This is a genomic window from Haloarcula halophila (assembly GCF_029278565.1).
Taxonomy (GTDB): domain Archaea; phylum Halobacteriota; class Halobacteria; order Halobacteriales; family Haloarculaceae; genus Haloarcula; species Haloarcula halophila.
On sequence record NZ_CP119559.1, the window covers coordinates 2,702,576 to 2,715,803 of the forward strand.

14 protein-coding genes and 1 pseudogene are annotated in these 13,228 nt (G+C 67.6%); 8 read left to right on the top strand and 7 right to left on the bottom strand.

The features are described from left to right. Window positions 1-31: 31 nt before the first annotated feature. Window positions 32-1,330: a hypothetical protein gene (locus tag P0204_RS14215; protein WP_276180366.1), complete on the top strand. Its 1,299-nt coding sequence runs from the start codon at window positions 32-34 to the stop codon at window positions 1,328-1,330. Window positions 1,331-1,368: 38 nt separating this feature from the next. Beyond that, window positions 1,369-2,016 (top strand): RNA 2'-phosphotransferase, encoded by a 648-nt coding sequence (locus P0204_RS14220; protein WP_276180368.1) that lies wholly within the window; start codon window positions 1,369-1,371, stop codon window positions 2,014-2,016. Window positions 2,017-2,037: 21 nt separating this feature from the next. Here P0204_RS14220 and gpmI read toward each other — a convergent pair whose 3' ends face one another. Then, on the bottom strand, window positions 2,038-3,597 hold the full coding sequence (gene gpmI / locus P0204_RS14225; protein ID WP_276180370.1) for a 2,3-bisphosphoglycerate-independent phosphoglycerate mutase: 1,560 nt from the start codon (window positions 3,595-3,597) through the stop codon (window positions 2,038-2,040). A 112-nt stretch (window positions 3,598-3,709) separates the two neighbouring features. Between gpmI and P0204_RS14230 the strand changes: the two genes are divergently transcribed. After that, window positions 3,710-4,102, top strand: coding sequence for a DUF7522 family protein (locus P0204_RS14230; RefSeq protein ID WP_276180372.1), 393 nt, complete (start codon window positions 3,710-3,712; stop codon window positions 4,100-4,102). 1 nt (window position 4,103) lies between these two features. On the opposite strand, the gene P0204_RS14235 is transcribed toward P0204_RS14230, so the two are convergent. Further along, the gene (locus P0204_RS14235; RefSeq protein WP_276180374.1) at window positions 4,104-4,643 is read right to left on the bottom strand and encodes a sodium:calcium antiporter; all 540 of its coding nucleotides are present in this window, start codon (window positions 4,641-4,643) and stop codon (window positions 4,104-4,106) included. Between the two features lie 157 nt (window positions 4,644-4,800). Further along, window positions 4,801-5,169 (bottom strand): annotated as a pseudogene (locus P0204_RS14240) (sodium:calcium antiporter); the annotation flags it as partial. A gap of 117 nt (window positions 5,170-5,286) precedes the next feature. On the opposite strand from P0204_RS14240, the gene P0204_RS14245 reads away from it, so the two are divergent. Then, window positions 5,287-6,537: a DNA double-strand break repair nuclease NurA gene (locus tag P0204_RS14245; protein ID WP_276180376.1), complete on the top strand. Its 1,251-nt coding sequence runs from the start codon at window positions 5,287-5,289 to the stop codon at window positions 6,535-6,537. Window positions 6,538-6,554: 17 nt separating this feature from the next. Here the strand turns inward: P0204_RS14245 and P0204_RS14250 are convergent, their stop codons facing one another. Both P0204_RS14250 and P0204_RS14255 read right to left on the bottom strand, forming a co-directional pair. Then, window positions 6,555-6,893, bottom strand: a complete 339-nt coding sequence (locus P0204_RS14250) for a DUF7113 family protein (RefSeq protein ID WP_276180378.1) — start codon at window positions 6,891-6,893, stop codon at window positions 6,555-6,557. A gap of 47 nt (window positions 6,894-6,940) precedes the next feature. Then, window positions 6,941-7,723: an endonuclease/exonuclease/phosphatase family protein gene (locus P0204_RS14255; RefSeq protein ID WP_276180380.1), complete on the bottom strand. Its 783-nt coding sequence runs from the start codon at window positions 7,721-7,723 to the stop codon at window positions 6,941-6,943. A gap of 126 nt (window positions 7,724-7,849) precedes the next feature. Here P0204_RS14255 and P0204_RS14260 point away from each other — a divergent pair, with 126 nt between their 5' ends. After that, a complete protein-coding gene (locus tag P0204_RS14260) occupies window positions 7,850-9,670 on the top strand; it encodes an ATP-binding protein (RefSeq protein ID WP_276180382.1) in 1,821 nt (606 codons plus the stop codon). Window positions 9,671-9,682: 12 nt separating this feature from the next. On the opposite strand, the gene P0204_RS14265 is transcribed toward P0204_RS14260, so the two are convergent. After that, window positions 9,683-10,546, bottom strand: a complete 864-nt coding sequence (locus tag P0204_RS14265) for a class 1 fructose-bisphosphatase (RefSeq protein WP_276180384.1) — start codon at window positions 10,544-10,546, stop codon at window positions 9,683-9,685. Window positions 10,547-10,801: 255 nt separating this feature from the next. On the opposite strand from P0204_RS14265, the gene P0204_RS14270 reads away from it, so the two are divergent. Together P0204_RS14270 and P0204_RS14275 are read left to right on the top strand one after the other, a co-directional pair. Further along, window positions 10,802-11,497 carry a Bax inhibitor-1 family protein gene (locus tag P0204_RS14270; RefSeq protein WP_276180386.1) on the top strand — a complete coding sequence of 232 codons (696 nt, stop codon included), beginning with the start codon at window positions 10,802-10,804 and terminating at the stop codon, window positions 11,495-11,497. Window positions 11,498-11,544: 47 nt separating this feature from the next. After that, window positions 11,545-11,976, top strand: coding sequence for a universal stress protein (locus P0204_RS14275; RefSeq protein ID WP_276180388.1), 432 nt, complete (start codon window positions 11,545-11,547; stop codon window positions 11,974-11,976). Here the strand turns inward: P0204_RS14275 and P0204_RS14280 are convergent, their stop codons facing one another. Beyond that, window positions 11,977-12,420 carry a universal stress protein gene (locus P0204_RS14280; RefSeq protein ID WP_276180390.1) on the bottom strand — a complete coding sequence of 148 codons (444 nt, stop codon included), beginning with the start codon at window positions 12,418-12,420 and terminating at the stop codon, window positions 11,977-11,979. Window positions 12,421-12,523: 103 nt separating this feature from the next. On the opposite strand from P0204_RS14280, the gene P0204_RS14285 reads away from it, so the two are divergent. After that, window positions 12,524-13,225 carry a DUF4013 domain-containing protein gene (locus P0204_RS14285; RefSeq protein ID WP_276180392.1) on the top strand — a complete coding sequence of 234 codons (702 nt, stop codon included), beginning with the start codon at window positions 12,524-12,526 and terminating at the stop codon, window positions 13,223-13,225. Window positions 13,226-13,228: the final 3 nt, after the last annotated feature.

The window sequence follows — 13,228 nt, forward strand, 5'->3', positions numbered from 1 at the left end:
GCCAGATAGCAGTGGATACTGAGAGCTAGGTATGGGGCCGTCACTCCTGGGCGATGACAGCGACGTGGACGATCTTCTCGACCAGCGCCGGCTGGACGCGTACCTCGGGAGCGACGAAGAGCTGTTTCACCTTTTGACCAACCGACGGGTCGGCGTCGAGCGGACCGAGGACGGTGACACGACGCAGGTTACCGCCGGCGAGGACTGTGGCGCCGTCGCCGCCCTGACCGACCGGCGCGTCCTCCTGCTCGTCGGCGATCCGCCCGCCCGCTCCGACGGCGACTACGTCGCCTCACTCCCGTACGCCGACGTCGAGGAGGCCGAGGCCGTCACCGAACTCCTGACCGCACGGCTCCAGTTCGAGACCAGCGCCGGGGCGATCTGGGAGTTCACTGCACGCGAGGCCGACATCGACGAGGTCGCGGAATTCCTTCGGGAGGCGTGTGGCGTCTGGGGCGAGGTCCGGACCGCGCTCGATACGCTGTCGGACCACTGCGACGCGCTCGCCGACGCGCTCGAATCGGCCGACTGGACCGCGTTCGACCAGTACCGAGCCGACGCCGAAACCGCACTACAGACGGCCCGTGACGGGGCCGACGCCGCGCCGTTCGAGGGCGTCGAGGACCGGATCGACCGGCTCGAAACGGACCTCTATCGGCTCGTCCGGGACCGCAACGTCGTCCGCGGCGAGGAACTCCTCGCCGAGGCCCGCCGGATGCTCGACGACCGACAGTACGAGGAGAGTTACGACCGGGTCCGGACGGCCCGAGAGCGGTTCCAGGACGCAACCGACGTGGCGACGACACACGATATCGACGACGAGGCGGCCCAGGAGGGGCTGGCCGCCGCTACCGAACTCGCGACGACAGTCGCCGAGCGCCCGCTGACGACCGCCCGAGAGGCCCACGAACGTGCACAGGCGGTCGACGAACCGACCGATCGAGTGACCGCCCTCGAAGACGCTCTCGATAGTTACCGCGTGGTCGCGCAGTTGGTCGCGGGCGGCGACGGCCCCTTCGAGGGCGGCGAGGAGACGGCTCGCGAGGAGATCGAGGCTGTCATCGCCGATCTGATCGAGGCGCTGTTGGCGTCGGCCCGGGAACGGCGGACCGCCGGCGACTGGGAGTGGGACGCCGGCAACGAGGAGACGGCCTACGACCTGTTATCGAGCGCCCGGGACGACCTCGACCGGGCGCTAGAACTCGCCGAGGAGTTCCCGCCCGGTGATCCCGAGTCGATCCGCAGGACTCGGGAAGAACTGATGGACCACTTCGACGTGCTGGCGATCCGCTACGAGGTCGCACAGGCCAACGCCGACCTCCAGAACTGACCGATCGAGTTTTCCGCACCCTGCTCGAACTCCCGGACATGCCGGACCCGATCTTCGCCTGTGAGACCCACAGTTACTACCAGGGGGAGGGGTGCCCGGTCTGTGACCGGGTCGGCCGTGAAGTCCTGGACGGTAGCCGTCGACGACAGCTCTCGAAGTTCGTCAGCGGTGCCCTGCGGCATTTTCCCGACGACGCCGGGATCGAACTCGACGAGGCCGGGTGGACGCCGCTGGCCGCACTCGTCGGTGCGGTCGAGGACAACTACGACTGGGCGAGCCGCGACCACGTCGAGGGCGTCGTCGCGACGGACCCGAAAGGCCGGTTCGAACTGGACGAGGCGGGCGGGGAACAGCGCATCAGAGCCGCGTACGGCCACTCGGTTCCGGTCGATCTGGCGTCGGCACCCACGCCGGTTCCGGAGACGCTGTACCACGGCACTGCGCCGCGACACGTCGACGCGATCATGAGCGAAGGGCTGCGGCCGATGTCACGCCAGAAAGTCCACCTCTCGGAGAGCGTCGAGGAGGCCCAGGCCGTCGGTGCGCGCCACGCCGAGGACCCCGTGGTGCTGGTCGTCGACGCGGCGGCGATGCGGGCCGAGGGCCACGATATCGTCAAACGCGGGTCCGCGACCTACACGACCGACCGGGTCCCCCCGCGGTACGTCTCCCGGCGGTCGCTGTAGCCCGCGGAACCGCTCGATCGCTCACTCGACGAGCGACTGTCCGGTCATCGCCGCCGGCTGTTCGATACCCAGCAGCGCGAGCATCGTCGGTGCCAGATCCGCGAGGGTTCCGCCGTCGCGGGCGGTCCTCCCGTCGGCGGTGCCGTCCGGCGAGAGATAGACGAACGGCACCGGGTTGGTCGTGTGGGCGGTGTGTGGGTCCTCGGCTGTTCCCATGTCGTCGGCGTTGCCGTGGTCGGCACAGATGAGGACGTGTCCGCCGGCGGCGTTGATCGCCGCGACCAGGCGGCCCAGTTGCTCGTCGACGGCCTCGACTGCGGCGACGGCCGCGTCGAAGTCGCCGGTGTGGCCGACCATGTCGGGGTTCGCGAAGTTGAGGACGAGCGCGTCGGGGTCCTCGGTCTCGATGAACTCGATAGCGGTGTCGGCGAGTTCGGGCGCACTCATCTCGGGCTGGCGGTCGTAGGTCGGGACGTCGGGGCTCTCGACGATGCGGCGCATCTCGCCGTCGAACTCCACCTCGCGGCCGCCGTTGAGGAAGTAGGTGACGTGGGGGTACTTCTCGGACTCGGCCAGACGGACCTGCGTGAGCCCGTTCGCCGCGAGCACCTCGCCGAGTACGTCTTCGGGTTGGTTCGGTGGGAAGGCGACGGGTACGTCGAAGGTCGCGTCGTACTCGGTCATCGTCACCAGCCGGGTCTCCGGCGGGGTGGTGTCCGCGCCCCAGTCCTCCGGGCGGATGTCCCCGAGCATCCGGGTGAGCTGTCGGGCGCGGTCGGCCCGGAAATTGAAGAAGAGGACCGCGTCGCCGTCGGCCAGTCCGGCGTGGTCCCCGACCGTCGTCGGCTCGATGAACTCGTCGGTGTCGTCCCGTTCGTAGGACCTCGTGGCGGCCGTGACGGGATCGTCGGCGTGGTGGTCGCCAGCCCGGTCGACGATGGCGTCGTAGGCCCGGCGGGTCCGGTCCCAGTTCTGGTCCCGGTCCATCGCGTAGTAGCGGCCACAGACGGTCGCGACGTGGCCCGTCCCGTGGGCCTCGGCGTGGGCTTGGAGGTCCGTGAGGTACTGTTCGCCCCCGGTCGGGGAGGTGTCTCGGCCGTCGGTGAAGGCGTGGCTGACCGCTTCGGTCCCGCGCTGGCCGGCCAGTTCGATCAGCGCGTGGAGGTGGTCCTGATACGAGTGGACGCCGCCGTCGGAGACCAGCCCCATGAAGTGGACGCGGCCGTCGTGATCGTCGGCGTACTCGAAGGCCGACAGGACCGTCTCGTTCTCGAAGAACGGGGGGTCTTCTGCGGCGTCGTCGGGCGCGCTCTCGCCGCGCGAGCGGGCGATGCTGTCGGTGATCCGCGCCGAGTCCTGTTTGACGACCCGGCCGGCGCCGATGTTGAGGTGGCCGACCTCGGAGTTGCCCATCTGGCCCTCCGGGAGACCGACCCGGCGGCCGTGGGTCGCGAGCGTCGAGTGGGCACCGTCGTCCCAGTAGCGGTCGAAGTTCGGTGTCTCGGCCGCGGCGACGGCGTCCCGCGTGTCTTCGTCCGGATTGAGCCCCCAGCCGTCGAGGATGACGAGGCCGACGTGCATGGGTGAACCCTCACGGGAGACCCAAAAGAGGGCTTCGGTCACGTACCGTCCCGCGGTCGTCGAGGGTGCCGGGAACCTCGATATTAATAGGGTGGAACGTCTCCGTCCGGCTATGAGCCCAGATATCCTCTCGGACGAGCTCGCCGACAGCATCGTCACCACCGCCCGGACGGCGACCGGCGACTCACTGCGCTCTGTCACCTATTTCACTCGCGCCGACTACGAACAGCTCTATCTGCGGGACGACCTCGAACGCGACGCCGACCTCAACGACTTCGTCGGCCACGAGTGGCAGGGGTACAAACAGACCGAGAACGCCTATCAGGAGTCCGAACTCGGCGATTATCGCTTTACCGTTCGGGCCTTCGAGAACGGCTACCTCCTCCGGGTGGCGACACAGCGCCAGGGTGTGCTCATCACGACAGACGGACTCTCGATGAACTCCTACGAGGAGATCGCCGACGCCATCGACAAACTCCTGCGCGACCAGTCCGGGGAGGAGTGAACTACCCGTAGACGACGAAATCCAGGACCCAGTTCACCGCGTTGAGTGCGACCAGGACGGCGCCCTCGACGCGCGAGAGCAGTTCGTTCGTGTAGAACAGCACCGTCACGAGAACAGTCAACCCCAGCAGCCACAGCGCCGTCCCGATAGCGGCCCCAGCGACGGGGAGCGGCTGGACTGCGGCGGCCAGCCCCAGCACGCCGAGCGTGTTGAACACGCAGCTTCCGACGACGTTTCCGGCGGAGATGCCGACCCGTCCCTGGCGGACGGCGGCGACGGAAGTCGCGAACTCCGGGATCGAGGTGCCGGCCGCGACGACGGTCACGCCGATGACCCACTCGGAGATGCCGACAGCCAGCGCGATGTCGACCGCCGACGTGACCAGGAGGTGCGCCCCGCCGACGACCAGTCCCAGCCCGCCGACCAACCGGCCGAGGTCGAGCCAGCCGAACGGCCGACCCGTCGGACGGTCCTCGCCGGTCCCCGACGAGCCCGCACGCACCAGGACGACGAGATAGGCAACCAGGACACCCAACAGCACGAGCCCGTCCCCGACGAGCCCGCACGCACCAGGACGACGAGATAGGCAACCAGGACACCCAACAGCACGAGCCCGTCCCCGACGAGCCCGCACGCACCAGGACGACGAGATAGGCAACCAGGACACCCAACAGCACGAGCCCGTCCCCGCGGCTCACTCGGAGGTCGCGGAGGACCACGAGCAACAGGAGCGTGGTCCCGACAAGCAGTGTGCTGTCCCGCCGGACGAGGTCACGACCGATGGGCAGCGAGCGGACCAGCGCGACCCCGCCCAGAATGAAGCCCAGATTGAGGACGTTCGAGCCGACGACGTTCGCGACCGAGACGTCCGGCCGCCCCGAGAGCGCGGCGTCGAGAGTGACCGCGAACTCCGGCGCGGAGGTCCCGAAGGCCACGACGGTCAGCCCGACGACGAGTCCCGGGACGCCGAGCCGGCGGGCCGCCCGACTCGCACCGGCGACGAACTGCTCGGCACCGACCCACAGCCCCACGACGGCCACAGCGACGAAGAGAACGTCGAACAACACGGGTCAGTGTCTCCCTCCGACACGGCGCCGTCTGCCCAAGTTCATACTCCCGCTGTCGGCCGGCCGTCCTTAAAATGTCCCACCAAAGCCTTACCTCCCCGCCGTCGAACAACCGCCATGACCCTGGACCCGGTACACGTCGACGGCATCGCGCACCTCGCACGCCAGGTGCGCCAGACCGTCGAGACGAGCGACCACGACGCCGCAGCCCAACGGGTGTGGGAGGACTTTCTGGACCCGCTCTATCACGACGGCGACGAGATCCTGACTCCGATGGGCGACCGACGCCGCCGGAAGGTCCCGATCGACGATATCGCACTGACGGACCCACCCTTTCCCACCCAGCACGGACTCGACTCGGGGACGATCAACCCGACGACGTTCAAGAACGGCCTGGTGCTGGACGTCGCTCAGGCGGCGATGAGCGCGGTCCCGTCGGACGTCGAACTCCACCGCGGGCGGACGATCATCATGGCGGTCCACTCCAACGACGCCACCGTCTCGCTCTCCGAGGACTGGGCGGTCGACGACCGGGGCTACGCGAAACGCCGGGTCCTGAACGCCCCCCAGGTCGACCGCTACGAGCAGCGGGTCGTCCACGCGCTGGCGCTGTATCTCGCCGAGAGCGAGCACGCACTGACCAACGCCGACGTTGTCGAGGACCTGTTCGTCCTCGACGGGCCGATCTACCCGACCGGCCTCCTGCGCTGGGCCGACCGCGAGACGGAACTGGCCGACCTACTGGCCGAGGACGACCGCCCGAAGACCGTCGTCGGTAACTACGTCGAACTCGTCGAACGGTTCGTCGAGCGGGACGTTCCACTGATCGGGTTCGTCAAGAACTCCTCGACGAAGGCCCTGACCCGCGCGGTTCGCCGCAAGACTAACGCGCCGTGGGTCGACGACGCCGCCTTCTTCCGGCGGGTACTCGAACGGCGCGACGACGACGGCGAGCGGCGGACCGACGCGCTCACCTGTACGAACTGGTTCCGCTCGCGGGCGGGCACCGACGGGATCATGGCCGCCGACGGGAGCGCGCTGGGCATCGAGCGGGAGCTGGACCCCGAGGCCTACGAGGTCACGTTCTTCGTCTGCTACGACCCGCGCAACGACCTCGTCTTCCGCGTGGAAGCTCCCTACGCGTTCACACGGGACCCCGACTGTCGGGAACGGCTCGCCCGGCAGGTGCTCCACGATGTCGCGGCCGAGCGCGGTCCTCCGCTGGCCGTCTCGAAGGCCGACGAACTCGCCGGGATCGACCGTCAGGGCGGCGAGGAACTCACGCGCCGCATCGAACGTGCCTTCGACACCGACCGGGAGCGGGGCTACGACGACCTGCGCTGGGGAGCCGTCGAAGAAGCCTTCTGATCGCTCTCAGCGCCGGACTACCGCGCTTCCTCGGCTTGCAGGACGGTCACCTCGACCGCGGCCTCGGCGACGCCGAGGCGGGCGAACTGGGTCCGGACGTGGTCTTTGGCCGCCTCGATAGCGGTATCGCGGTCCTCGAACCCCTGTGGCATCGGCGATTCGAAGGCGACGTTGACCTCGCGGTCGCCGATCGATTGCGTCTGGCCACCGCTCTCGACCTCGTAGAAGGCGTCACACACCCAGACGTAGGGAGCGCCGCCGTCCGGTGCGCCCTTGAACGACGGTGGCGACTCACCGGGTTCGTACAGGGTCCCGGTCAACCCGGTACCGCCGGCCGATCCGCGGATGTGGAGCATGCCCGAACGTAGGGACCACAGCGATAAAAGGCTCTCTCCGGACGGCGTCACCGACTGAGATCGACGACGACGGGGAGGTGATCCGACGGGTAGTGGTCGTCGTCCCGGTCCGTACAGACGGCGTGGCTCGTCACGTCGAGGTCGTCCGTGGCGAACACGTGGTCGATGCCCATCTCGGGGAGTAGGTCGTGGAAGTCGGTCCGTGTCGTCGTCGGTCCGTGACGGTGGTCGGCCAGGGACCGCGTGTCCGCGAGTTCGCGGCCGTCGGACAGCGACCGGCCCGCCGCACGCTCGTAGGCGGGGTCACCGACGACGCAGTTGAAGTCCCCCTGGAGGACGGCCGGTTCGCCGTCGACGAGGCCGTCCAGTCGCTCCAGCACCAGGTCGACCCCGCGCCGGCGGGCCTGCTCGCCCTTGTGGTCGAGGTGGGTGTTGACCACGACGAGCGGGTTGTCGTCGTCCAGACGAGCCCATGTTGCCACGCGGGGATAGGCCCCGTCCCAGCCGACGCTGCCCGGTTCGTCGGGGGTCTCCGAGAGCCAGAACGTCCCCGTCGCGACGCAGTCGAAGCGGTCGGTCAGGTAGCCGATAGCGGTGTGCTCGCCGCCACTGGCGACGCCGTCCCGCGGGTCGCCGACCCAGTCGTACTCCGGGAGCATCGACTGCAGTTCCCGAAGCTGGTGTGTCATCGCCTCCTGGACGCCGACGACGGCGGGGGCGTGGTACCGGATCGTCCCGGCCACCAGCCGCCGGCGGTGCGCCCAGTTGTCCCTGCCGTCGGTGGCGGCGTCGTACCGTACGTTGAACGACGCCACCCGCACCCGGTTCATATCTGTGCTGTGGCGCCCTCCGTGGTAAGGGTTCCAGTTCCGGACTGACTGTCCCCCTCCACCGGACGTCCCCGTGCCCGCCCGGGCAGGGAAAGGCGTTAGTTCCCCGCCACCCTCGATGAGACCATGTCAGACCTCGGGGATTTCACGGATTTCGACGCCGACGACGGGCCGACCGACGAGGACACGGCCGAGGCTCCGACCGGCGAGACCGACCGCGCGGCCGAAGAGGCGGAACCCGACAGCGCCTTCGAGCCGATGGACGTCTCGCCGGCCGACCCCGACAGCGGGCTCGGCGTGCTCTCGGCGACCAACGGGCTCCGGATCAGCGAGGAGGAAGACGAATCGCTCCTGCTCGCCTACGTCACCGCCGCGAACCGCTCGGCGGTCCGGCTCGGCAAGTACCTCCTGGTCCCCTATCCCGACGGCGAGCGGCTGTTCTGTCGGATCACTGCCTTGGAGTACGCCCAGGAGTTCCGGGCCGACGACGCCACCGAGATCCACGCCCGGCGAGCGATGCGCGAGCAGGGGATCGACGAGCAGGACTTCAAGTTCATCGCCGAGTTGGACCCGGTCGCAGTCCTCTATTCGGACGGCGACGACCTCAAACGGCGGATGACCGATCGGGTCCCGAAACCGGAGACGGTCGTCCGGGAGGCCACCGACAAGAGCGAGATCAAGACCGGGCTGAAGATCCCCGAGGACGGCGTCTTCCTGGGTCACCTCTCGGTCGGCGGCGAGAAGGTCCAGACGGCCGCGGAGCCACCGACGATCGACTACCGGTTGAAAGACAGCTACGACGACGGCGACCCGCTCGTCTTCCGGCACACGCTCGTGGCCGGCGGGACGGGGTCGGGGAAGACCCACGCCTCGAAGAACGTCCTCCGGCAGTATCTCGGACGGACATACGAGATGACCGACGGTCGCTCCCCGGAACTGGCCGTCGTCCAGTTCGACCCCCAGGACGAGTACGCACAGATGCACGACGACAACCCCGCGATGACCGACGAGTTCGCCCGCCGCTGTGAACGGGAGGGGGTCGCGACGGGCGGCTACGACGACACTATCGCGTTCGTTCCGAAGGTCGCCGGCGCGGACTACAGCGCCAGCCACCACCGCGCCGAGCAGGTCGAGTTCACCGTTCCGTTCTCGCTGGTCCACGAGAACCCGTGGCTCATCGCCGGCTCCAGCCTCAACGACAACCAGTACGGCGCCCTCGTGAACACCCTCTTGCCGCGCTTCAAGCGAGAGTACGGCCGGGAGGCGACCTACGACCAGTTCCTGACGTTCCTCAACGACCCGGCGCTCAAGGAGGAACTCGACGAAACCGGTGACGTCCACGAGGCGACCTTCGACGCGGTCAAGCGACGCGTGCGAGGGTTCGGGGCCGTCTTCGACCAGGACGCCCGGCCGATCACCGACCAGATCTCACAGTTCGTCCGGGCGGGCGGGCTGACGGTCATCCCGACCTACCACATCTCCGACTCGCGGACGGCCTCGACGGTCGTGCTGGCGGTGTCCAGCCTGCTCATCGACCAGAAGCTCTCGAACGACCCGACGTACGACCGGATCAAGGAGACGCCTCTGGTGTTGGGGATGGACGAGGCCCACAACTTCCTGACAGACGCCGACAGCGTCCAGGCCCGGAAAGTCATCGGGAGGTTCACCGAAGCGGCGAAACAGGGCCGCAAGGAACGGCTCGGGCTGTATCTCATCACCCAGGACCCCCAGGACATCGCGGACTCGGTGTTCAAACAGATCAACACGACGATGGTGTTGAACCTGGGCGACGACGACGCGATCTCCGCGGTGAACATCCCCACGAACCTCGAATCGAAGGTCCCCTACATGGAGAAAGGCCAGCGGGTGGTGTACTCGCCGGACAACTCCGAGCCCGTCGAGCTGATCGGTCTCTCGACGTGCGTGACCCGCCACGGACGGGAATGACCCACGGCCCGGCTACTCCAGGCTCGCTTCCAGTCGCTCGATGAGTTCGGTGTTGCCGACGTGGAGCGGACACCGCTGGTGGAACCCCTCGGGTTCGATGTCGAGCATCGACTGTGTGCCGTCCGAGGAGGCTCCGCCGGCTGCCTCGAAGACGAAGGCGATGGGGTTCCCCTCGAACTGGAGCCGGAGTTTCCCGTTCGGGTTGCTCTCCAGTCCGGGGTACGCGAAGATGCCGCCGTAGGTGAGCAACTGGTTGATGTCGGCGATCATCGCACCGCCGTAGCGGAGTTTCAGCTCCTGTTCGATCTCCCGGGCGAAGGCCGTGAAATCGTCCGGCCAGTCGGGGACGAACCCGCCGAACCCGTAGATGTCGGGGTCCTCGGGGAGCGTGACGTCGTCGGCGAGTCGCTCCGGCGTCTCGCCCTCGATGAGGTAGTCGGCGACGACGCCGTCGCGGGCGACGACCATCGTCGTGATCGGTCCGTAGAGGACGAACCCGGCGGTGACGAGGTCACGTCCTTTCGCGGGCAGCGGCGCGTCGTAGATGCCGAAGACGGTTCCCATCGCGTTGTTCGACCGGAGGTTCGAGGAGCCATCCAGCGGATCGAGTGCGATGTGGTACTCCCCCGACCCGCCGTCGACGAGTTCCTGGCGCTCCTCGCTGGCGTAGGTCCCCACCCCCTCGTGGGCCAACAGCGCCTCCTCGAACAACTCGTCCGCGCGGACGTCGGCGGCCTCCTGGCGCTCGCCGCTGGGGTTCGTTCCGACCTTCGCGGTCCGGTCGCTGGCGAGTCCGTCCCGGACCGCCGTCGCCGTCTCAGCGATGCTGTCGACGATCCGGTCGACGGCGTCCCCGCCCGGTTCGTAGGCCGTCATCGACGACCCCCCGCTACCGGAGTGTCGTCGGTCGTTTCGTCGTCGACTGCCGCGGCCTGATAGCGCATCGCTTCCCCGTTGACGTGATAGCCACGTAACTCTCCCGGCTCCCCGGATCACCGTGTCTGTCAAGTGATGCCGAACGCTGGCAGCGAGCGGGCCGCACCGTCGTCCGAACCTGGCTTCCGGCTACCAGCCTGGATTACGGGCACGGTCCATTAAGTTACAAGTACGACGGCAGTGAGAAAACCGAATATGGCGGAATCCGGCGGTTACGGATCGGTCAGTGCACAGCCGACAGCGACGACTAACGTCAACAAAGTCGCGGGCATCGCGTCCGCACTGGTCGTCGTCAACGTCCTGTTGATGCTCGCCCTCTCGTACACCCCGATAGCGGAGTTGGGGGCCGTGCTGTTCTCGAACTTCTTCATCGGTATCGCCGTCTTCCTCGTGACGGTGGGCGGCGGTTACTGGCTGGCTGGAAAGGGAACTGAGAGCGGAAACATGCCGCTTGCTGGCGCCGGCGTGGCCCTGACACAGACTGGCTACGGGCTGCTCGGCTCGGCGATTCTCCTGGTCGCACCCGCGTCGATCCGGGCGCCGGCGCTGGGAATCACCGCGGTCGTCACCGGCCTCATCACCGCTGTCGCCGCCGTCATCGTGTTCAAGACGGACCACGACTTCTCGCGCTGGCAACTGTACTCCTACGTCTGTTTCGGCGGCGGCTTCGTCGTCGGGGCGGTCGCGTACTTCGCCGCGCCAGCCTTCGTCGTCGTCGCGGGCGTGTTCTTCTTCCTCGGGTTCCTCGCCGACCTCGTCTACGAGATCTGGGCGCTCAAGACCGACCAGTACGCCAGCGACCTGCTCAACGCCATCGGCATCTACATCGCCGTGATGGGTGTGTTCATCCACATCCTCCAACTCGTCCTCCGAGTGCTCTCGGAACTGTAGTGATCTCGGGCCAAAGGTTCAAGCCCGACGGCGTGACCACGTACTGTATGGGAAAGCGCATCCTCGTTCCCGTCGACGGGTCCGACGGGGCAGCACACGCCTGTGAGTTCGCCGCCGAGGAGTTCCCGGACGCGACTCTGGTGCTGTTACACGTCATCAATCCCGCAGAGGCGGGCTACAGCGCCCAGGCATCGGTCCCCTCCTTCTCCGAGCAGTGGTACGAACAACAGGAGCGCACGGCCGAGGAACTGTTCGACAAACTCGACGAGACGGTCCGTGCTGCGGGCGGCGGCGAGACCGAGCACGCGCTGGAGGTCGGCCGCCCCACGAAGACCATCGTCGACTACGCCGGGGACAACGACATCGACCACATCGTGATGGGGAGTCACGGCCGCTCCGGCGTCTCCCGCATCCTCCTCGGAAGCGTCGCGGAGATCGTCGTCCGACGGGCGACGGTTCCGGTGACGGTCGTCCGCTGATCAGGCGTGCCTGACGATGTGAACGTCGTACTGGGGGTCCTCCGAGACCGGCGCACCGACGCTCGTGACCGGCGTCGACACCCGGCCGGCGTTCTCGCTGCCGATGAAGAGGATCGAGGCGTTCACTTCGTTGGCGACGGCTCGGATCGTCCGAACGACGTCGGTGGTCAGCGACGCCATCGAGCTCACGTCCTCCGGCACTTCACAGCGGAAGCGTGCGTCGGGGGCGATCTCGTGGACCTGTGTTTCGAGTTTCTCCGCGACCAACTCGGTGCTGAACGTCTCGTCGGCGGTGAGCCAGCCCCGTTCCAGCGCGAACTCCGGGGCTTGCGGGACCACGCTCAACACTAGTACCTCCTCGTCCCGGTAGGCGGCGAACTCGGTCGCTCGTTCGAGCGCTGCCGCGGACAGATCCGACCCGTCGAACGGAACTAACAGAACCATATCGGGCGTCTGGACCGGGCGTGAGTTAACTGTTGCCGGTCGCGAGTGCGGGCCGGTGACACGACACAAAAGGTTATGTAGGTGTAAAGTATGTATCCGTAACATGAGCTTCAGTGAAGACTCACTGCGCTATCCGATGGAGAGCGACGAGTGGGTAAAGACGGTCATCATCGGCGGTCTGCTCGGGTTGTTCAGCTTCCTGATCGTTCCGGCGATCCTGGTCAGCGGATACGTCGTCCGGGCGATCCGCGAGCGCGCTGGGGGCGCGACCGAACCGCCGGTGTTCGACGAGTGGGGAGACCTCCTCGTCGACGGACTGAAGGCGACAGTCATCGGACTGGTCTACATGATCATCCCGGTCGGCGTGTTCGTCCTCACCGTCGGCACGGCGATCATGGGGTTCCTGACCGGCACCGATGCGGGCGCCGGGCTCGGAATGGCGAGCCTGCTGGGCGGGTTCGTCATCTCGGGGATCCTCTCGCTCGTGTTCGGCTACTTCGCTGTCGCGGCCATCGTCAACTTCGCCTGTGAGGACAGCCTCGGTGCCGCCTTCGACATCGGAGCGCTCCGGAAACTGGCGCTGTCCTCGGACTACGCGGTCCCGTGGCTCATCTCGGTCGGGATCTTCTTCGCGGCCGGCATCGCCGTCAGCGTCCTCAACGTGGTGCCCGGCCTCGGAGCGGTCATCGGGCCGTTCTTCTCGTTTTACGCCTACATCGTCGCCGCGGAGTTGTGGGCCGGTGGCTACAACGACGTGATGAAACGATCCGACGAGACCGAACCCTCCGCGGCGGCCGCAGTCTGAACG